Raw genomic sequence first — 19,833 nt, forward strand, 5'->3', positions numbered from 1 at the left:
GCATTAACGACCGGCTTTCAGCTTCTGATAATACTCTTCATAAAGGCGGCTCGCGTCACCGACGTCGTTCTGCCATTCCCCTTTGCTGATGGTTTCAGCGTCCGGATAAAGCGATTTATCATTTGCCACTTCAGGGCTTAGCAGCTTCCGCGCGGCCAGGTTCGGCGTCGGATAGCCGATGGTTTCCGCCACCTGTTTCGCCACGTCCGGGCGCAGCAGGAAGTTAATCAGCTTCAGGGCGCCATCCACGTTTTTCGCATTAGCCGGAATTGAGAGGCTGTCCATCCAGAAGATCCCGCCTTCTTTCGGCCAGACCACCTCCAGCGGTGTCCCGGCCTGACGCGCAACGAACGCCGAGCCGTTCCAGACCATCCCCAGGTTCACTTCACCTTCCATATACGGGTTAGCCGGGTTATCGGAGTTGAACGCCGCCACGTTTGGCATCAGCTTTTTCAGTTCGTTATACGCCGCTTCGATCTCTTTCGGATCGGTGGTGTTGCCGGAATAGCCGAGTTTACGCAGCGCAATCTGGAACACTTCACGCGCATCGTCGGTTAACAGCAGGCTGCTTTTGTATTCCGGCTTCCACAGGTCGGCCCACGAGGAAACCGTTTTTGGATCGACGGCGTCGCTGTTGACGCCAATTGCCGTCGCGCCCCAGATGTAGGGAATGGAGTAGTCGTTGTTGGGATCGAACGGTTTGTTCAGCATCTCAGGATCGAGGTTTGAAAAATGGGTTAGCTTCGTTTTGTCGATCTTCTGGATCATGCCCTCTTTGCGCATTTTGTCGACGAAATAGGTCGACGGCACCACCAGGTCATACGCGCCATCTTTGTAGGTTTTAAGCTTGGCATACATAGTCTCATTCGACTCATAGGTGGAATAGATCACCTTGATGCCCGTCTCTTTGGTGAACTGCTCCAGCAGGCCCGGCGGCACATACTCGGTCCAGTTGTAGAAATAGAGCGTTTTACTGTCATCAGCGTGCGCGGCACCCATACCAAGCACCAGCGCCGCAGCGGCAAGCATTTTTTTCATTTCTGTGTCCCCTGAGATTTTGTTTTATCACGAGCAATAACCTGGCTGGCAATGACCAGAACCAGCGATAACACCAACAGAATAGTCGCCAGCGCGTTCACTTCGGGTGAAACACCGACTTTAACCATTGAGTAGATCTTCAACGGCAGAATTTCATAGCTCGGCCCGGTGACGAAGGAGGATACGACCACATCGTCCATCGACAGGGTAAAGCTGAGCAACCACCCGGCTGCAACGGCAGGCATCGCCAGCGGCAGGATGATTTTGCGTAGAATAGTCATCTCGCTGGCACCCAGATCTTTCGCCGCTTCCAGCATGCGCACGTCGAACCCTTTCAGACGCGCGTAGACGGTCACCACCACAAACGGCAGGCAGAAGGTGATGTGCGAGAACAGCAGCGACCAGAAACCGAGCTGGACGCCCAGCAGCATAAACAGCACCAGCAGTGAAATGGCCATCACGATGTCCGGGGACATCATCACCACAAACAGCATGCCGCTGACGAACGGCTTACCGCGAAAACGGTAGCGGTACAGCGCCACGGCGGTCAGCGAGCCAATCAGCGTCGCGAAGGTGGCAGAGAACACCGCCATCGTCAGCGAGTGCTGCGCGGCCTGGAGCAGGCTGTCATTGTTCATCAGCAGGCCATACCATTTGGTGGTAAAACCTTGCCAGTTGATCCCGAAGCGTGAACTGTTAAATGAGTTCACGATCAAAATGATTATCGGAATATAGAGATACGCATAAATGGCGGTCATAAAACCGCCGCGAAGCAGTCGACCGATCATTCCAGCTCCACCTTCTTGTTCAGCAAGCTCGAGGCACGCCAGTAGACCAGCAGCATCAGCCCCATCACCACCGTCAGCGTAATGCTGGTGGCCGAGCCGAACGGCCAGTCGCGGATGTTCAGGAACTGGCTCTTGATCACGTTGCCGATCAGCAGGTTTTTCGCCCCGCCCATCAGGTCCGACACGTAGAACAGGCCCATCGCCGGCAGCATGACCAGCAGACAGCCGGCGATAATGCCCGGCATGGTCAGCGGAATAATGATGCGGATAAAGGTTTGCAGCTTGCTGGCTCCCAGGTCTCTCGCGGCTTCCAACAGCGGTTTATCAAGCTTTTCAATGCTGGAGTAGAGCGGCATCACCATAAACGGCAGCAGGATATAGACCAGGCCGACGATCACCGCGCTCGGGGTGAACATAATGCGGATCGGCGTATCGATAATCCCCAGCCACAGCAGAAACTCGTTCAGATAACCTTTGGTGCTGAGGAAGATCTTCAGCCCGTAGATGCGGATTAACGAGTTGGTCCAGAAGGGCACAATCAGTAAAAACAGCAGCAGCGGACGCACTTTTTGCGGCAGGCGAGCCAGGAACCACGCGAACGGATACCCCAGCACCAGGCAGGCAACGGTGGCAATCAGCGCCATGTTGAGCGAGTGCAGCAGCACGTCAAAGTAGAGCGGATCGAGCAGGCGCGCGTAGTTGTCCAGCGTAAAGACCATCGCGACGAAGTTCGCGTCGTCGCGGGTCAGGAAGCTGGTTACGATGATCATCAGGTTGGGTAGAAAGACAAACAACACAAGCCAACCGACGATCGTGGCAATCACCACATTCTGGAACTTACTTGTGTTCTTCATCAGCCAGCACAACCTCCCAGCTTTCTACCCAGTTGATGACCATCTTCTGATCCAGCGAGTGGTCGAAGTCCGGATCGTCCTCGTTGAAGAACTCGCTGACCATCACCATTTTGCCGTTTTCCAGTTCGACCACGGATTCGAGGGTCATGCCTTTATAGTTGCGTTCGCGAACGTAACCGATCAGACCTTCGGCGTCAGCCGTGTCGTGGATCTCATCGACGCGGAGATCTTCCGGGCGCAGCAGGACGTTGAGCCTTTGCCCCTTTTCCACGGCAAAGTTCACCGTGATGTTGCATTCGCGGCCTTCCACGTTGGCGCGCACGCGCTGCTCGTCCAGACGCTCAATCACCGTGGCGTTGAAAATATTGATTTCACCAATGAAGCTGGCGACGAACAGGTTTTTCGGCTCTTCGTAAATTTCACGCGGCGTGCCGTCCTGCTCGATCTTGCCGTCGCGCATCACCACGATACGGTCCGACATGGTCAGGGCTTCTTCCTGATCGTGAGTAACAAACACGAACGTGATGCCGAGCTTACGCTGAAGTGCTTTCAGCTCGTTCTGCATCTGCTTGCGCAGCTTGTAGTCCAGCGCAGAGAGGGATTCATCCAGCAGGAGCAGGCGCGGTTTGTTGACCACGGCGCGGGCAATGGCCACGCGCTGCTGCTGTCCGCCGGATAGCTGATGCGGCTTTCGCTGGGCAAACTCTTCCAGCTGCACCATGCGCAGGGCTTCGGTGACGCGGGGCGGGATCTCGCTGGCCGCTGTTTTTTGCATCCGCAGGCCAAACGCCACGTTCTCAAACACGGTCATGTGCGGGAACAGGGCATAGCTCTGAAAGACGGTATTGACGTGGCGATCTTCGGCAGGAACCTGGGTAATGTCCTGGTTCTCAAGATGGATGTGGCCGTTATCGACGCTTTCCAGCCCGGCGATAAGGCGCAGAACGGTGGTTTTGCCGCAGCCGGAGGGGCCAAGCAGCGTGAGAAACTCACCGTCATTGATGGTCAGATTCAGGTCGGAAATGACGTCTTTGCCATCAAAACTTTTACGAATTCGTTCCAGTTGCACCAGCGGTGAAAGGGAACGGGGTTGTGTATTCAATTTTCGCGCTGTCCCATATAGACGCCTCAGGCAGCAGACTGAAGCGGGGTTTGTGTGTAACCACCTTGGTGACTCGTAATGAGGGCGGACATTCTACGGCAAACCCATTGAATCGCCAATCCTTCTCACTTATTCATAAGCTACATTTATTAACGCAGAACGATATAAACGTAAAAAGTTCTCGTTTGCGGGATAAAAGTGACCTGACGCAATATTTGCGTTTTGCTGCTTATTGATAATGTTGTCACAAAAAGTGAGGGTGACTGCATGGATAAACTACTTGAGCGTTTTTTACATTACGTTTCGCTGGATACCCAATCTAAGCCGGGTGTCCGACAGGTGCCAAGCACCGAAGGCCAGTGGAAGCTGCTCAACCTGCTGAAAGAGCAGCTTGAGGCCATGGGGCTGGTCAACGTCACGCTGAGCGAAAAAGGTACCGTGATGGGAACGCTGCCGGCCAACGTTGAGGGGGATATCCCGGCGATTGGCTTTATTTCTCATGTCGATACCTCACCTGATTTTAGCGGTAAACACGTTAATCCGCAGATTGTTGAAAACTACCGCGGCGGTGATATCGCGCTGGGGATTGGTGACGAAGTGCTGTCGCCGGTGATGTTCCCGGTGCTGCACCAACTGCTGGGGCAGACGTTAATTACCACCGATGGCAAGACCCTGCTGGGCGCCGATGACAAAGCGGGTATCGCCGAAATCATGACGGCGCTGGCGGTGCTGAAGGGACAAAATATCCCGCACGGCGATATCCGCGTCGCCTTCACGCCGGATGAAGAGGTGGGTAAGGGCGCGAAACACTTTGACGTTGAGGCGTTTAACGCTCAGTGGGCGTACACGGTCGACGGCGGCGGCGTGGGCGAACTGGAATATGAAAACTTTAACGCAGCATCGGTGACGATCAAAATCGTCGGGAATAACGTCCACCCGGGCTCTGCGAAAGGGGTGATGGTGAACGCGCTGTCGCTGGCCGCGCGTATTCATGCGGAAGTTCCCGCCGAAGAGAGCCCGGAGATGACGGAAGGGTATGAGGGTTTTTATCATCTGACCAGCATCAAGGGGACCGTGGACAGCGCGCAGATGCACTATATTGTCCGCGATTTTGACCGCAAAGCCTTTGAGGCGCGCAAGCGTAAGATGATGGAGATCGCGAAAAAGGTCGGCAAGGGGCTGCATCCGGATTGCTATATTGAGCTCATCATTGAAGACAGCTATTACAATATGCGCGAGAAGGTGGTGGAGCATCCGCACATTCTGGATATCGCCCGGCAGGCGATGCGCGATTGTGACATCGAGCCGGTGATGAAGCCGATCCGGGGTGGAACCGATGGTTCGCAGCTGTCGTTTATGGGCCTGCCGTGCCCGAATCTGTTTACCGGCGGGTATAACTACCATGGCAAGCATGAGTTCGTGACGCTGGAAGGGATGGAGAAAGCGGTACAGGTGATTGTGCGCATAGCCGAGTTAACCGCGAAGCGGTAAAAAAAAGCCCGGTGGCGCTTCGCTTACCGGGCCTACGGGATCGTGGTGTTGTAGGCCGGGTAAGGCGTAGCCGCCACCCGGCAAACATTACACATCAGTCCTCAAAGAACCAGTACCCGCTGTTCACCAGCGCGGCCAGCATGGCGAGGAACGACGGATCGTCCAGCGCATCGCCAAAGGTATCCGCAGAGAGCACCATATGGCTGGCAATCGCTTCCAGCGCCGGACGGTGCGGGGAGTCCAGACGCTCGCCGTTGACGAATACCTCTTCGCCAATGCGCAGCACGCGTAATCCGCCCAGACGAACCAGCTTATCGCCCTGCTGGAGCGCATCATAAATTTCATCCGCCTGATACGGTGGCTCTGGCGGTGCGACGTCCAGTTCATGACGCGACTGGCTGATAAACTCGCCAAACCACTGTCTGAAGTGCTCCGGTTCGCCGATCAGATCCAGCATCATACCGCGCAGCTTATCCAGCTCCTCCGGCAGAATATCTGCCGGATGCTCACGCGCCGGAACGTCCGGATCGCTGTAACGGTAGCTGCCCAGCTCGCGCTGTAAAACATAATCAGCAAACCCGCTGATCATCTCGCGGCCGCTTGGCGCGCGGAAACCGACAGAATAGTTCAGCGAGTTTTCCAGCGAATAGCCTTCATGCGGGAAGCCTGGCGGGATATACAGAATGTCGCCCGGCTCCAGCTCTTCATCAATGATCCCTTCAAACGGATCGACCTGAAGCAGGTCAGGGTGCGGGCAGTGCTGCTTCATTGGCACCTTTTCGCCCACGCGCCAGCGACGGCGACCGGTACCCTGAATGATAAACACGTCGTACTGATCCAGATGCGGACCGACGCCGCCACCGGGAACGGAGAAGGAGATCATCAGATCGTCCATTCGCCAGTCCGGCAGGGCGCGGAAGGGGCGCATTAAGGCTGCGGTGGGTTCGTGCCAGTTGTTGACCGCCTGCACCAGTAAAGACCAGTTGCTTTCGCCCAGGTGATCGTAGCTTTCAAATGGACCGTGGCTGACCTGCCATTTTCCGTCCTGGTGGCTCACCAGACGGCTGTCCACCTCGTTTTCCATCGCCAGACCCGCGAGTTCGTCAGGGGAAATAGGGTCGATAAAATTGCTGAACCCGCGTTTCAGAACGACCGGGCGTTTTTGCCAGTAACGTTCGATGAAATCGGGCCAGTTAAGCGTTAATTGATAATCCATATTTTTGTTTTCCGCAGGCTCTTACTGAGACGGATTATAACGGAAGCAAAGAACCCTGGGGGCGAGATCCGCGTATTTTTCACATTCCGGGTTAACTATCATTCGATACGGGCTGTTGACGGCCAAAAATGACCTCCATATGGGCACCGCCCAGCAAACTTTCACCGGTTTCGATCTTGCCGTCGTACTGATCGACGATTTCCCGGGCGACGGCCAGCCCTACGCCCTGGCCCGGACGCAGCGTATCGGCGCGCTGGCCGCGGTCAAATACCACTTCGCGTTTATTACGGGGAATGCCGGGACCATCGTCCTCAACGATAATATGCAGTTCGTTATCCGTTACCCGCGCGGACACCTCGACAAACTCCAGACAATACTTACAGGCGTTATCGAGCAGGTTTCCCATCACTTCCATGAAGTCATTCTTCTCGCCGACAAAGCTAATTTCCGGTGAGATATCCAGGCTGATATTGACCCCTTTACGCTGGTATACCTTGTTCAGCGCAGAGGTGAGGTTATCCAGCAGCGGGGCTACCGGGTGCAGCTCACGGCTCAACAGGGCGCTTCCGGAACGCATGCTGGCGCGGTGCAGGTAATAACCAATCTGCTGTGAAATCCGGCTGATTTGCTCCAGCATCACCGGCTCGGCGTCATCCACGCTCATTTTCGAACTGCGCATGGAACGCAGGGTGCTTTGCATCACCGCCAGCGGGGTTTTCAGGCTGTGCGTAAGATCGGTGAGCGTCGTGCGATACTTGTCGTAGCGTTCACGTTCGCTTTTCAGCAGGCGGTTGAGGTTGCGCACCAGGCTGGTCAGCTCGCGCGTGGTCTCCGGGTTCAGCTTCTCGCGGTGATGCTCCTCCAGCTCGCGCACCTCTTTGGCCAGGGACTCAATCGGACGAAGGCTCCACCACGCAGCGACCCACAGGAGAGGGATCACCAGCAGCAGGTTTGCAGCCAGAACGTACACGAACCAGTTCCAGACCATATACGAGCGTTTTAGCTCAACCGGTATGGTATCGATCACCACAATGGTCAGCTGCGGCATGTTCAGGGTAGCGGGATACAGGTTGATGGCCACCGAGTGGGTCATCTCCGTGTCGTCATCTTCGGCGCGGATCTCATTGAGCTTGTTCTGTAACGCCCGATCGTCTCGCAGCAGGATGCTGGTCGAGTTGAGGTCGGCTTCTATTTCGTGAAATCCGTTGGTTTTCAGCCATTCCGGGCGGATGCGTTTTTTCAGCCAGGGAACATCACGCTGCGCCCACAGCAGTTTTCCTTTTTCATCGTAGATCAGCGCCAGCGTCGGGCTCTGCTGGTTCAGGTTTTCCGGCATTTCGACGGTGATTTGGTTGTTCTCCCATTTCGCCAGGGTATAAAACAGGTTACTTTCGCCGCGAAGCAGGCGGAAGGTGGTTTTATCGAAGCTTACGCTGTACCCGACCAACGCCACCATTCCGTAGGAGAGCGACAGCACCAGCACGACGGCGGCGGTTGCCAGCAGAAAGCGAACCCGCAGCGAAAGGGGTAAAATGTGGCGCAAAATTCCTTTCATTTAGCGTAATTCGAACAGGTAGCCCTGACCGCGCACGGTGGTGATCACGTCGTGCGGGTACTGTGCCTGAATTTTTTTGCGCAGGCGACCCATCAGCACGTCAATGGTGTGGCTTTCGCGCAGCTCGGCGTCCGGATAAAGCTGAAGCATCAGGGAGTCCTTGCTCACCACTTTACCGTTGTTACGGATCAGCGTTTCCATAATGGTGTATTCGAATGCGGTCAGCTTGATCACTTCATCGTTAATGGAAAATTCGCGGCGGGAGAGATCCACCTGGAACGGCGGCAGAAAGATCACCTGCGACGCCAGCCCGCTGTTACGGCGCAGCAGCGCCTGCATGCGCGCGGCAACCTCTTCAATATGGAAGGGTTTGGTAACGTAGTCGTCCGCGCCTGCGCTCAATACTTCAACCTTGTCCTGCCAGCCTTCGCGAGCGGTCAGCACCAGCACCGGCAGCGAAACGTCATGGCTACGCCAGCGGCGGATAAGGGACAATCCGTCTTCATCCGGCAGCCCTAAATCGACGATGGCGATGTCCGGCAGGTGTTCATTGAGATAATAATCGGCCTCTTTTGCGTCTTCGGCATCGTCCACCTGATGGCCCATCTCCTGAAGCTGAACTTTCAGGTGATGACGTAGCAATGCGTTATCCTCAACAACCAGTACGCGCATCATCACTTCTCCCTATATAAATGGTATGAATAGTTTAACGCTGATTATCCAGGTTGACACCAGCGTGATGAAATTAAATGGTTTTTTCATGCCCTAAAAAAGCGCGAGTAATATAAACCGACTTGTTTTCGCAAGCTTCCGCATTCCGGATAAAACAGCCATCTGTTTATTAACTGTTGAGGGCGCGCGGCATTTTTGCCAGAACGGGCATTGAGGGGGGTACAAATCCCGCGAGGTACTTAAGCTGCGGGCAAGTTTTGTAAATATTGCCCTTTTTTTTGTAAGGATGTTTTCGATCTTTCCATCTTTGTCTACGCTTATTTTATGGTGCGAAATTAGATCCGCATAATATGTACCAGTAAATCAGCATTTTTACACAACTAAACAGCAATTTATCGAGTAAAGAGGCATTTATGGAATGGAAGGTTGTTGAGACTATTGCGAGCCCCGAAAGCGGTACCCTCTTTTGCAAGGTTGAAACACATTACGGCCTGAATTACATCCTGTGGCTTAAAGGGGATTATTACGTTCGTGCAGGTGAAATCATCACCACCTCAAGCCAGGGGATCCTGATTAATGACCGACGCCGAAGAGTATGGATAGCGCAGGCAATGCCCTTTACATCAATAGGTTGGATGGGTTTCAAAAAGAAAAACGCGTGTCCAGGCAACCGGCAGGAGATGGATCGCCCGTGTACCATTGAGACGCCGTGCCAGTTCAGGCTGTGCCCGTTTGGCCTGAAACGCTATATTCCGGAAAGTTATTCCACGACAAAAAATAACAATCAGCCTGACAGCAGGCTTTAATCCCGGCAAAGCCTGTAACGGGGCGTGAAAACGTCGGCACGATGTTGAAAAGCAGCCCCCTTTCCGGATGGAAAGGGGGAGGGCGATTACTTCAGCTCGTCAACCATAGTAATGGCACGGCCAATATAGTTTGCCGGGGTCATCTCTTTAAGGCGCGCTTTTTCTTCTTCTGGCAGCGCCAGACCGTCGATAAACTGCTTCATACCTTCAGCATCAACGCGTTTACCGCGGGTCAGCTCCTTGAGTTTCTCATACGGTTTTTCAATGCCGTAACGACGCATCACGGTCTGAATCGGCTCCGCCAGTACTTCCCAGTTGTGATCCAGTTCGTCCAGCAGTCGGTCGCGGTTCACTTCCAGTTTGCTCACGCCTTTCAGGGTAGACTGATACGCGATCAGCGCATAGCCAATGCCCACGCCCAGGTTACGCAGCACCGTGGAGTCGGTCAGGTCGCGCTGCCAGCGGGATACCGGCAGCTTGCTCGCCATATGCTGCAACACGGCATTCGCCAGACCCAGGTTACCTTCGGAGTTTTCGAAGTCGATTGGGTTCACCTTGTGCGGCATGGTGGACGAACCGATTTCCCCGGCGATGGTCTTCTGCTTAAAGTGATTCAGGGCGATATAACCCCAGACGTCGCGATCGAAGTCGATCAGGATGGTGTTGAAGCGCGCGATGCAGTCAAACAGCTCGGCGATGTAGTCATGCGGCTCAATCTGGGTGGTGTACGGGTTCCACTGAATGCCCAGAGAGGTCACGAACGCTTCGCTGAACTGGTGCCAGTCCACTTCCGGGTACGCGGCGATGTGGGCGTTGTAGTTACCCACCGCGCCGTTGATTTTGCCGAGGATCTCAACCTGCTCCAGCTGACGATACTGGCGTTCCATGCGGTACGCCACGTTCGCCATCTCTTTACCCATGGTGGACGGGGTTGCCGGCTGGCCGTGCGTACGGGACAGCAGCGGAATGTCGCGGTACTCCACGGACAGGGCTTTCACCGCATCAATGATTTTACGCCAGTAAGGCAGAACCACCTCTTTGCGCGCGGTGGAGAGCATCAGCGCATGAGACAGGTTATTGATATCTTCAGACGTGCAGGCGAAGTGAATAAATTCAGATACCGCGTGCAGGGCAGGGACGCCTTCCACTTTCTCTTTCAGGAAGTACTCAACCGCTTTCACATCGTGGTTGGTGGTGCGTTCAATGGTTTTAATGCGCGCGGCATCTTCTTCGCTGAACTCAGCAACGATTTTATCAAGGTAATCGTTTGCCTTTGCGTCAAAAGCAGGAACTTCCTTGATTGCTGTCTGGGCGGCCAGCTTTTGCAGCCAGCGTACTTCAACCTGAACACGGAACTTCAGCAGGCCATATTCGCTGAAGATCCCGCGCAGCGCGCTGACTTTATCGCCGTAGCGTCCATCGACAGGGGATACGGCGGTCAGTGAGGATAATTCCATAATTCGCAACTCCGGGAGGTTAACAATGAGCAAGAATTTGTTTTGCCTGAGTCGTCAGGCGATGACGAGAAAACATTAACTGTAGGCGGCCACCGCCGACCTGTTGCCACAGCACCGCGGCACGAATGCCTGCCAGCAGCGAGGCGCGAACCTTCGCCTGCACCTGTGGGCTTTGCAATACGGCAGGAGAACCCGTGACCTGGATACGCGGGCCGAGCGGGCTAATCACGTCGACGTAGATGCCCGCCATCGCGCTCAGCAGAGTCTCAGACTGGAGGTCAAAATGGTCGAGCTGGCGCTGTAGCCCGGCGATGCGGTCGCCCAGGGTATTCATTGCCCCTTTTGCCGCGTTCAGCTTACGTTCCAGTACCATCAGGCTTAAGGTATAGCGGGTCAGTTCCGCGTTCAATCCCTGACGGTTGCTGGCGTTGAGCACGCCGAGCAGGGTTTCAAGACCGAGACGAAGGTTGGTTTCACTGCCGCCAAAGACGCCCAGCGTGGAGCCCGGGTTGAGATCGATAACGCTGTTCAGTGAAACGTGCAGGGCATCGGCGTCGCAATGACCCTGATGCGCCAGCTGTTGCACCAGACGGGCTGACTGGCAAATTCCCGCCAGCGCCAGGGTGATGTCGTAGTAGTTCTTCGCCACACGGTCTCCTTTATGTGTGCAAACGGTTTAAACAGCAGGCAGCGGCAGGCGCTGTTCAATGATCCCACCGCCGAGGCAAATGTCGCCGCTGTAGAAAACAGCAGACTGGCCAGGGGTAACGGCGGAAACAGGCTCGTCGAAACGCACGTCAATGCGGTCGTCATCCAGTGCGGTTACGGTGCAAGGGATATCCGTCTGGCGGTAGCGCGTTTTCACGGTGCAGCGCAGCGTGCCTTTCAGCGGCTCGCGATCGACCCAGTGCAGCTGCTGCGCGATAAGTCCAACGGACATCAGGCGCGGGTGGTCGTGACCCTGAGCCACCACCAGAATATTGTTCTCGACGTCTTTGTCGACCACGTACCACGGATCTTCGCTGCCGTCTTTGGTGCCGCCAATACCCAGACCTTTGCGCTGGCCGAGGGTGTGGTACATCAGTCCCTGATGCTGGCCGATTTCGTCGCCATCAACGGTGACAATTTTGCCCGGTTGTGCAGGCAGATAGCGGCCCAGGAATTCGCGGAATTTACGCTCGCCGATAAAGCAGATACCGGTGGAGTCTTTTTTCTTCGCGGTGATCAGATCCAGCTCTTCAGCAATTTTACGCACTTCCGGCTTTTCCAGCTCGCCGACCGGGAACAGGCTCTGGGCAATCTGTTCGTGGCTCAGCGTATAAAGGAAGTAGCTCTGATCTTTGTTGCCGTCCAGACCGCGCAGCAGCTGGCTTTTGCCATTCACATCCGCGCGACGCACGTAGTGGCCGGTCGCGATGTAATCCGCGCCCAGGTCTTCAGCGGCGAATTCCAGGAAGGCTTTGAATTTGATCTCTTTGTTGCACAGGATATCCGGGTTCGGCGTGCGGCCCGCTTTGTACTCTTCAAGGAAAAGCTCAAAGACGTTGTCCCAGTATTCTGCGGCAAAGTTAACGGTGTGCAGTTCGATGCCGAGCTTATCGCACACGGCCTGCGCATCGGCGAGATCCGCAGCGGCAGTGCAGTATTCCTCGCCATCGTCTTCCTCCCAGTTCTTCATGAACAGGCCCTCCACCTTATAGCCCTGTTGCTGCAACAGGTAGGCGGAAACGGAGGAATCGACACCGCCGGACATGCCGACGATCACTTTTTTTTGGCTGTTATCTGACATGGAATACTCACGACATTGAACTTCAAGGCGGCGTATTCTATCACGCCCCCCCACCATTGACACCCTCTGTAAACGGCCAGTTAAACTCTCCGATGACATCCAGCGGCAGGCGGCCCGCAGACTGCCAGCAGCGGATGCTTTCGGCAACCAGCGGCGAGCGCAGGTTTGGCGCGGTCAGGATCTCCTCGGCAGTCACCCACAGACAGCGATCGATATCGTCGTCGTGCGGTTCAGTGGCGCACGTTTCGTTAAGCTCAACGGCGAATAAAAAGCGCAGGAAAGGCGTGCGGTCAGGCGCTATCCACTGATGCATGCGGATAAAGTGCTGCGGTTCGGCACGGATCCCCGTCTCCTCCCACAGCTCGCGCTTTGCCGCCTGGAGTAAGGTTTCATTGGCTTCAAGGTGCCCGGCTGGCTGATTCCACAGCGCTTTGCCGTTGATGGTCTCTTCCACCACCAGGAATTTGCCCTGCGCGTGGACCACGCAGGCGACCGTAACATGAGGTTTAAACATCAGTTCTCCTTGGGGGTAACGTCACGCCATTCCCCGTTTGCCAGTGCGTCCAGCGTGTAGCTCCCCATCGCGTAGCGAATGAGTCGTAGGGTAGGGAAGCCCACGTGCGCAGTCATGCGCCTGACCTGTCGGTTGCGGCCTTCATAAAGGGTAATTTTAAGCCAGCTGGTAGGAATGGATTTGCGCTCACGAATCGGCGGATTGCGCGGCCACAGCCACTCGGGCTCATTCACGCGCTCAATACCCGCAGGCAGGGTGGGACCGTCGTTTAACGTCACGCCGTTGCGCAGCTTTGCCAGCGAGGCGCCGTCCGGCTCGCCTTCAACCTGCACGTAGTAAATTTTTCCGGTACGTTTTCCCGGCTGAGTGAGCCTGGCCTGTAGTACGCCGTCGTTGGTGAGCACCAGCAGCCCTTCGCTGTCGCGATCCAGTCGCCCGGCCGCGTAGACACCCTGTACGGGTATAAAATCCTTCAGCGTGCTGCGCCCGGCTTCATCGGTAAACTGCGGCAAAACATCGTAGGGTTTATTGAACAGTATGACCCGCGTCGGCTGGGTTTCTGGCGTTCTTCTGGTCGCTTGTTGTGAGCTGAATCGCTCAACCCGGTGTTTTCTAAAAGAAGTTTTCTTCATGGTATTTTCAGGCTTTATCAATTGCCGCATTATAGCCTAATAACGAAGACCTTTCATGGCGTCGGACAATCAGGTACTATCGGAAGGCTCATTACAATTTATTAACATAAGATCAGTAACAACCAGAAGCGCTCGAAGGAGAGGTTAATGGAAAGCAAAGTAGTTGTTCCGGCGGAAGGTAAAAAGATCACCCTGCAAAACGGCAAGATTAACGTTCCTCACAACCCGATTATCCCGTTCATCGAAGGTGATGGTATCGGCGTAGACGTTACCCCGGCAATGCTGAAAGTGGTTGATGCCGCTGTTGAGAAAGCCTACAAAGGCGAGCGTAAAATTTCCTGGATGGAAATTTACACCGGTGAAAAATCCACTCAAGTTTATGGCCAGGACGTCTGGCTGCCAGCCGAAACGCTGGACCTGATCCGCGACTATCGCGTTGCTATCAAAGGCCCTCTGACCACGCCAGTTGGCGGCGGCATTCGCTCCCTGAACGTGGCGCTGCGTCAGGAACTGGATCTGTATGTGTGTCTGCGTCCGGTACGTTACTACCAGGGCACCCCAAGCCCGGTTAAGCACCCGGAGCTGACCGACATGGTTATCTTCCGTGAAAACTCAGAAGACATCTACGCCGGTATCGAATGGAAAGCGGATTCTGCTGATGCAGAAAAAGTGATCAAATTCCTGCGCGAAGAGATGGGCGTGAAGAAAATTCGCTTCCCAGAGCATTGCGGTATCGGCATTAAGCCGTGCTCCGAAGAAGGGACCAAGCGTCTGGTGCGTGCAGCTATCGAATACGCTATCACCAACGACCGTGACTCTGTGACCCTGGTGCACAAAGGCAACATCATGAAGTTCACCGAAGGCGCGTTCAAAGACTGGGGCTACCAGCTGGCGACCGAAGAGTTCGGCGGTGAGCTGATCGACGGCGGCCCATGGCAGAAGATTAAGAACCCGAACACCGGTAAAGAGATCGTCATTAAAGATGTGATCGCCGATGCGTTCCTGCAACAGATCCTGCTGCGTCCTGCTGAGTATGACGTGATCGCCTGTATGAACCTGAACGGTGACTACATCTCTGATGCGCTGGCAGCTCAGGTTGGCGGTATCGGTATCGCGCCGGGCGCGAACATCGGTGACGAGTGCGCTCTGTTCGAAGCCACTCACGGTACTGCACCGAAATACGCGGGCCAGGACAAAGTCAACCCAGGCTCTATCATTCTGTCCGCAGAGATGATGCTGCGTCATATGGAATGGTTCGAAGCCGCAGACCTGATCGTTAAGGGTATGGAAGGCGCGATTAACGCGAAAACCGTCACCTATGACTTTGAACGTCTGATGGAAGGCGCTAAACTTCTGAAATGCTCAGAGTTTGGCGACGCGATTATCGCGAACATGTAATCCACTCGCTGGGTTAAATGACTACGGGAGCCTGAGGGTTCCCGTTTTTTATGCACAAAAGACGGAAAAACGCTATGAACCATGATATCCCGCTCAAGTATTATGACATCGTCGATGAGTATGCGACTGAAACGGCGAAACCGGTCGAAGAGGCAGAGCGTACGCCGCTGGCACGCTATTTCCAGCTGCTGCTCACTCGCTTATACAACAATGAGGAAATCAGTGAAGAGGCGCAGCGGGAGATGGCCGTCGAGGCGCATATTGATGAAGCGCGCATTGACGATATCGCAAACTTTCTGAATCAATGGGGCAATGAATAACGCTTCATCGCGCTGAGTCTGCCAGCAGGCTGGCCAGGTCGCGCCGGGTTAACGATTTTGAAAAGTACCAGCCTTGCACGAGGGCATCAGGATATCTCTGGGCGATAAACTGATATTGCGTTTCGCTTTCGACGCCCTCAAACACGAGAGTTTTGTGCAGCTTAGCGAGCGCGTCGCAAAAGATCGCCAGAATATCCTGTTTATAATGCTCATTGATGCCATCCACTAACGACTTATCCACTTTGATTTCGTCATACTTGAGGTTTGACAGCCTGGCCAGATTAGAATTTTGCACGCCAAAATCGTCTATTGAAATTTTGACGCCTGCCGATTTAAGCTCCTCACAAAACTCTTCAAGGATGGCCGAGGTGGACACGCCATTCTCGGATAATTCGACCTTTATTAACGATAAGGGAAGCGCGTGCTGTAGGCATTCATGGCGTAATACCGCCAGGAATTTGCCGTCTTCAATTTCCGTTCGCCCCACGTTCAGTGAAATCATGAGCTGATGTTCAGTGGCCAGCGCGGCAATTTCCGACAGGGATTTTTTAATCATGTTCCGGTAATAAACGTTATACAGCCCAATTTTTTTAATCAACGGGATAAACAGCTCGGGAGAAACCTCTTTGTGATTGTTATCCTGCCATCTCGATAACACTTCAACCCCAACGATTTTCTTATCAGCAACCCGAATAACGGGCTGAAAGTGTACGCTGATGGTATTCGCTTTCACCGCCTTGACCAGCGTTCGTTCCAGAGATAGCCGGTCTTCATAAAGTCGCAGAGAAAACAGCGTCAGCGATACCCAGATAAAGTATAAGAACAGGCACAGGAGCACCATCACTATGCGGGACAGCGATGCCAGTCCGGCATTGTGGTGGGTGACGGTAACGCACAAATCCCAGCGGGTGCTGCACTGCGTCACGGTCTGCGTGAATAGCAGAGACGACAGGCGGCTAAGGTTATCTGTAGGAGACGTAACGGTGAAAAAGGTCCGGTCGAAATCTTTCGTGGAAGAACGAAGTGAATAGTTGGCGGTAACGGGAGAAAATTTATCGTAGGCTGTACGTGACGTGAAGATAATAAGATGGTTATAAATTGTCGCATTGCCCACAAAGAAATCTTTCTGTGAAAATTGCGCCAGGCTGAATCCGTTCAGAGTGTCATGAAGCTCAGAGGGAAGGGCGATGGGATTTGCCAGCTTGCCCCAAAATGCGGTGCAGGTGATTTTCCCATTTTCAATAAACCCCACATCGGCGAAATAGAGACTCTGCATCTTTAATTTACGGTAGTCGTTCAGACTCGCGCTATCGCATCCCTTCGCGGAAGTCGTTTTAAGCGTGCTGGCGATAATTTGCGTCAAGTCTTCGGAATAGCGTAACAGCGTGTGGGAGATCTCCGTCTGCCGGTCCTTTTGCTGTTCAACGATGATGGCGTTAACAGCATACAGCGACAGGACGACCAGAAAGGTTGAGATGATAGCAACGCTAATGGCCTTCTTCATATTCCTGCTGTCCCGCCACGTCCTGAGGTGCAGGGATCTTAACACAGGTCATAAAAGCTACAAGTATGAGAGAAGAGCCAGCACGGTATCGCCGTGCAGGCTACATTCCATTCATAACCACTCAAACCGTGTGGAGAGCAGTAACAGTAGCGTACTGGCAGAAATTAGATTCAGGCAGATGACAAATTTGCTCGATACGTTCATGTTATCAATTCTTTGCTGTTCAGTAGCCACAGAGAATAGCGTTTCGCCACCTGTGATAAAACGCCAGATTTTGGTGGGTTCAGGCAAAAAAAAGCCCACTAAAAAGTGGGCAAGAAATACTGGAAGCAATGTGAGCAATGTCGTACTGAATACCTGAGTGATTTGCTCAACTATTCAGTATTGAGAAAGATAATCTTTCTCAACAAAAGATGCAACCCCACGATTCATGTGGAACGGCAAATTTTTACTGTTCAGATTTTACTCAAACGAACCGTGTGATTCTTATCACAAATTTCCTTTCTCAAATCCTGTGCTATCCTTTTCTGTGTCGTTGATTTAATGACAAAAACCATACGGAGAGGAAAGCTATGGGAATTTTATCCTGGATTATCTTTGGGCTGATTGCGGGTATCCTGGCGAAGTGGATTATGCCGGGCAAAGATGGCGGCGGTTTCATCGTCACGATCATTCTGGGGATTGTGGGTGCAGTCGTTGGTGGCTGGATCAGTACCCTGTTCGGCTTTGGCAGAGTTGATGGCTTCAACTTCGGCAGCTTTGTCGTCGCGGTGATTGGCGCGCTGGTTGTTCTGTTTATCTACAGAAAAATCAAAAGCTAAATCTGAACTGTGTTAAAAAAGGCTGCCTGATGGCGGCCTTTTTACTTTGGGTTACCACCAGCCCAGCTGGGTACCGGCTACGGCTACGATGGCCACAATCAACATGATGAGGGTCGTTTTTCTCACTTATGCCCCCGGCGCGGCGTATCCGCCAAGGAAAAACCAGCCTAAAAACACCACCGCCGTGATAAAAATAACAACCGGAAAGAGGATCCCTATTCTCATGCCATCACCTGTTTGAGTTTGTATAAGGCCGTAGAGTGTACGGTTTTAATCTAACGCGACAAAGCCTGTTTTGCTTTTTCCCTTTTTATCCTGATACATCGCGAGATCTGCGGTGCGCAGGGCGCTATCTTCATCCGTGCTGTGAGGGTCCACAATAACGACGCCATAGCTTGCACCGGGATAGAGAATAGTGACATTTCCTAACCCGTATTCGCCCGCGATACGACCGTTGAGGCGGGTTTTGATTGCGCTGACCTCTGAGCTGGTGTCGCCATCATTGTTGTTACTCAGGCTGGCAACCAGAAATTCATCGCCGCCGAGCCGGCCGATAATTTCGTCCTGCGTTTGCTCGTGCGTCAGCCGATTGCCGACCTGAACGAGGAACCGATCGCCCGCTTCATGACCGTACTGGTCATTGATTCGCTTGAAGTCATCGAGGTCAATAAAGGCAATCATGACGTTGCGGTTAAGATGGCGCGCCAGTGAGAATAGGGTGGTGAGATTTTCAAAAATGGCGCGGCGGTTTGGCAGGCCGGTAAGGGCGTCGGTGTATGAGTAGGCAATGAGCGCGGCGTTGGCTTCGCGAAGCTGAAGCACCAGCGACTCTTTCTGAATGTACTGACCAATTAGCCCGGCAAAGAGTCTGATGACCTGCTCGCCACGCTCGCTGAACTGTTTCTGTGCGGTGCTTGCCGCGCATAGCGTGCCGTACAAGGTACCGTCAGCAAGGTGAACCGGCACGCTCATATAGGTCGTAATCCCCAGCGCTTTAGCAGCCTCACATTCTGGCCAGCGTTCAGGCACCTCGTTACTGAACAACGTGTCGCTATCCATGGCGCGCTTACACAGCGTTTCGTCCCAGGGCACGCTGAACCCTTCCGGGATCTGCATTTGCTTGCTGTTACGGGCATATAAAATGTGCTGTAAACGCGCATTGATATCGATTTTGGTCAGGTAGGTTGATTCCATATCGGTCACAATTTCCAGCATTTCCAGTAGCTGACGCACCAGACTGTCGAGAGATTGCTCGGTGGCGAGGGTTTCTGAAACACGGGCAAGAATGATATCTGACATAAAGCAGGTTGACTCCCATGCAGAAGACCTCTGTAACTGCATGTTATGCTGAAATTATAGACTCCGGTCATAGTTAAACATGAATAGGGGAAATTTTATATATTCTTCTGGAAACCAGGGCGGGCGTGCTAAAAAAAAGCCCCGACGCGAAGGCCGGGGCAAAACATCTTGATTACGGAATGATGTTCTCTGGTCAGAGTGAGAACAGACCCCACTATAGGGACTAATCGTGCAGGTTTAATGGAGAAATCATGGAGAAAACGGCGATGACCCGTTACTCTGACGTTTTCAACACCCTGAAGGATCGTGAAAATGAAATATCTTTTCCTGGCACTGGTACTACCGCTGGCCGCATGCTCAACAAAGACACCCCCTCCCGATGCGCCTGAGCCGCCGCACGCTATTGGTATGGCAAACCCGGCGTCAGTGTACTGTCTGGAGAAAGGGGGAGAGCAAATCCCTGTTCAAAGCCCTCAGGGCGTACGTACCGAGTGCAAACTGCCAGGCGGAGAAACGATCGATGAATGGGATCTCTACCGCCGCGATCATCCGCAACCGACCAGATGACAACGGCAAT

At 53.8% G+C, this 19,833-nt stretch carries 22 protein-coding genes; 6 read left to right on the forward strand and 16 right to left on the reverse strand.

Annotated elements, in window-relative coordinates; translation table 11 throughout:
* Positions 1–3: 3 nt before the first annotated feature.
* Genes potD through potA form a run of 4 tightly spaced genes read right to left on the reverse strand, consistent with a single transcriptional unit; the run spans position 4 to position 3,812 of the window.
* Positions 4–1,038, reverse strand: coding sequence for a spermidine/putrescine ABC transporter substrate-binding protein PotD (gene potD, locus INF58_RS04535; RefSeq protein ID WP_063449042.1), 1,035 nt, complete (start codon positions 1,036–1,038; stop codon positions 4–6).
* Positions 1,035–1,826 (reverse strand): spermidine/putrescine ABC transporter permease PotC, encoded by a 792-nt coding sequence (gene potC / locus INF58_RS04540; RefSeq protein WP_015570805.1) that lies wholly within the window; start codon positions 1,824–1,826, stop codon positions 1,035–1,037. Before potC ends, potD begins: the two co-directional genes overlap by 4 nt.
* Entirely contained in the window at positions 1,823–2,680 is an 858-nt protein-coding gene (potB, locus tag INF58_RS04545) for a spermidine/putrescine ABC transporter permease PotB (RefSeq protein WP_193527114.1), read from the reverse strand. The genes potC and potB overlap by 4 nt, the downstream gene beginning before the upstream one ends.
* Positions 2,664–3,812, reverse strand: a complete 1,149-nt coding sequence (gene potA, locus INF58_RS04550; protein ID WP_165498414.1) for a spermidine/putrescine ABC transporter ATP-binding protein PotA — start codon at positions 3,810–3,812, stop codon at positions 2,664–2,666. Before potA ends, potB begins: the two co-directional genes overlap by 17 nt.
* Before the next feature lie 237 nt (positions 3,813–4,049).
* Here potA and pepT point away from each other — a divergent pair, with 237 nt between their 5' ends.
* The gene (pepT, locus tag INF58_RS04555; RefSeq protein ID WP_063866386.1) at positions 4,050–5,273 is read left to right on the forward strand and encodes a peptidase T; all 1,224 of its coding nucleotides are present in this window, start codon (positions 4,050–4,052) and stop codon (positions 5,271–5,273) included.
* Between the two features lie 94 nt (positions 5,274–5,367).
* On the opposite strand, the gene INF58_RS04560 is transcribed toward pepT, so the two are convergent.
* From INF58_RS04560 to phoP, 3 genes are all read right to left on the reverse strand, one after another.
* Positions 5,368–6,489 (reverse strand): cupin domain-containing protein, encoded by a 1,122-nt coding sequence (locus tag INF58_RS04560; RefSeq protein WP_107535140.1) that lies wholly within the window; start codon positions 6,487–6,489, stop codon positions 5,368–5,370.
* Between the two features lie 91 nt (positions 6,490–6,580).
* Positions 6,581–8,044, reverse strand: coding sequence for a two-component system sensor histidine kinase PhoQ (phoQ, locus tag INF58_RS04565; RefSeq protein ID WP_063866389.1), 1,464 nt, complete (start codon positions 8,042–8,044; stop codon positions 6,581–6,583).
* Positions 8,045–8,716 carry a two-component system response regulator PhoP gene (gene phoP / locus INF58_RS04570; RefSeq protein ID WP_193527262.1) on the reverse strand — a complete coding sequence of 224 codons (672 nt, stop codon included), beginning with the start codon at positions 8,714–8,716 and terminating at the stop codon, positions 8,045–8,047.
* Positions 8,717–9,129: 413 nt separating this feature from the next.
* On the opposite strand from phoP, the gene INF58_RS04575 reads away from it, so the two are divergent.
* The gene (locus INF58_RS04575) at positions 9,130–9,522 is read left to right on the forward strand and encodes a hypothetical protein (RefSeq protein WP_193527115.1); all 393 of its coding nucleotides are present in this window, start codon (positions 9,130–9,132) and stop codon (positions 9,520–9,522) included.
* A gap of 86 nt (positions 9,523–9,608) precedes the next feature.
* On the opposite strand, the gene purB is transcribed toward INF58_RS04575, so the two are convergent.
* From purB to rluE, 5 genes are read right to left on the reverse strand one after another with little or no spacing between them, the layout of a single operon-like run.
* Positions 9,609–10,979 carry an adenylosuccinate lyase gene (purB, locus tag INF58_RS04580; protein WP_193527116.1) on the reverse strand — a complete coding sequence of 457 codons (1,371 nt, stop codon included), beginning with the start codon at positions 10,977–10,979 and terminating at the stop codon, positions 9,609–9,611.
* Between the two features lie 19 nt (positions 10,980–10,998).
* A complete protein-coding gene (gene hflD / locus INF58_RS04585; protein WP_006809213.1) occupies positions 10,999–11,628 on the reverse strand; it encodes a high frequency lysogenization protein HflD in 630 nt (209 codons plus the stop codon).
* Between the two features lie 27 nt (positions 11,629–11,655).
* Positions 11,656–12,768 carry a tRNA 2-thiouridine(34) synthase MnmA gene (gene mnmA, locus INF58_RS04590; protein ID WP_063449034.1) on the reverse strand — a complete coding sequence of 371 codons (1,113 nt, stop codon included), beginning with the start codon at positions 12,766–12,768 and terminating at the stop codon, positions 11,656–11,658.
* Positions 12,769–12,808: 40 nt separating this feature from the next.
* Complete coding sequence (locus tag INF58_RS04595) at positions 12,809–13,282, reverse strand: NUDIX hydrolase (RefSeq protein ID WP_063449033.1); 474 nt, start codon at positions 13,280–13,282, stop codon at positions 12,809–12,811.
* A complete protein-coding gene (rluE, locus tag INF58_RS04600; protein ID WP_193527117.1) occupies positions 13,282–13,944 on the reverse strand; it encodes a 23S rRNA pseudouridine(2457) synthase RluE in 663 nt (220 codons plus the stop codon). Before rluE ends, INF58_RS04595 begins: the two co-directional genes overlap by 1 nt.
* 117 nt (positions 13,945–14,061) lie before the next feature.
* On the opposite strand from rluE, the gene icd reads away from it, so the two are divergent.
* On the forward strand, positions 14,062–15,312 hold the full coding sequence (icd, locus tag INF58_RS04605; RefSeq protein ID WP_045327001.1) for an NADP-dependent isocitrate dehydrogenase: 1,251 nt from the start codon (positions 14,062–14,064) through the stop codon (positions 15,310–15,312).
* 74 nt (positions 15,313–15,386) lie between these two features.
* Positions 15,387–15,632 carry a YmjA family protein gene (locus INF58_RS04610; RefSeq protein ID WP_063866392.1) on the forward strand — a complete coding sequence of 82 codons (246 nt, stop codon included), beginning with the start codon at positions 15,387–15,389 and terminating at the stop codon, positions 15,630–15,632.
* Positions 15,633–15,636: 4 nt separating this feature from the next.
* Here INF58_RS04610 and INF58_RS04615 read toward each other — a convergent pair whose 3' ends face one another.
* Both INF58_RS04615 and yncL read right to left on the reverse strand, forming a co-directional pair.
* The gene (locus tag INF58_RS04615) at positions 15,637–17,136 is read right to left on the reverse strand and encodes an EAL domain-containing protein (RefSeq protein ID WP_193527118.1); all 1,500 of its coding nucleotides are present in this window, start codon (positions 17,134–17,136) and stop codon (positions 15,637–15,639) included.
* Positions 17,137–17,247: 111 nt separating this feature from the next.
* Positions 17,248–17,340, reverse strand: coding sequence for a stress response membrane protein YncL (gene yncL / locus INF58_RS21065; RefSeq protein ID WP_227415024.1), 93 nt, complete (start codon positions 17,338–17,340; stop codon positions 17,248–17,250).
* A 368-nt stretch (positions 17,341–17,708) separates the two neighbouring features.
* On the opposite strand from yncL, the gene INF58_RS04625 reads away from it, so the two are divergent.
* On the forward strand, positions 17,709–17,957 hold the full coding sequence (locus INF58_RS04625) for a GlsB/YeaQ/YmgE family stress response membrane protein (RefSeq protein WP_003857896.1): 249 nt from the start codon (positions 17,709–17,711) through the stop codon (positions 17,955–17,957).
* A 126-nt stretch (positions 17,958–18,083) separates the two neighbouring features.
* Here the strand turns inward: INF58_RS04625 and INF58_RS04630 are convergent, their stop codons facing one another.
* Both INF58_RS04630 and INF58_RS04635 read right to left on the reverse strand, forming a co-directional pair.
* The gene (locus INF58_RS04630; protein WP_015570793.1) at positions 18,084–18,182 is read right to left on the reverse strand and encodes a YoaK family small membrane protein; all 99 of its coding nucleotides are present in this window, start codon (positions 18,180–18,182) and stop codon (positions 18,084–18,086) included.
* A 45-nt stretch (positions 18,183–18,227) separates the two neighbouring features.
* Entirely contained in the window at positions 18,228–19,256 is a 1,029-nt protein-coding gene (locus INF58_RS04635; RefSeq protein ID WP_193527120.1) for a sensor domain-containing diguanylate cyclase, read from the reverse strand.
* 312 nt (positions 19,257–19,568) lie between these two features.
* Here INF58_RS04635 and INF58_RS04640 point away from each other — a divergent pair, with 312 nt between their 5' ends.
* A complete protein-coding gene (locus INF58_RS04640; protein WP_077221079.1) occupies positions 19,569–19,823 on the forward strand; it encodes a DUF333 domain-containing protein in 255 nt (84 codons plus the stop codon).
* Positions 19,824–19,833 lie beyond the last annotated feature (10 nt).

It is taken from the genome of Enterobacter cloacae complex sp. P24RS (assembly GCF_014982165.1).
Lineage (GTDB): Bacteria > Pseudomonadota > Gammaproteobacteria > Enterobacterales > Enterobacteriaceae > Enterobacter > Enterobacter quasihormaechei.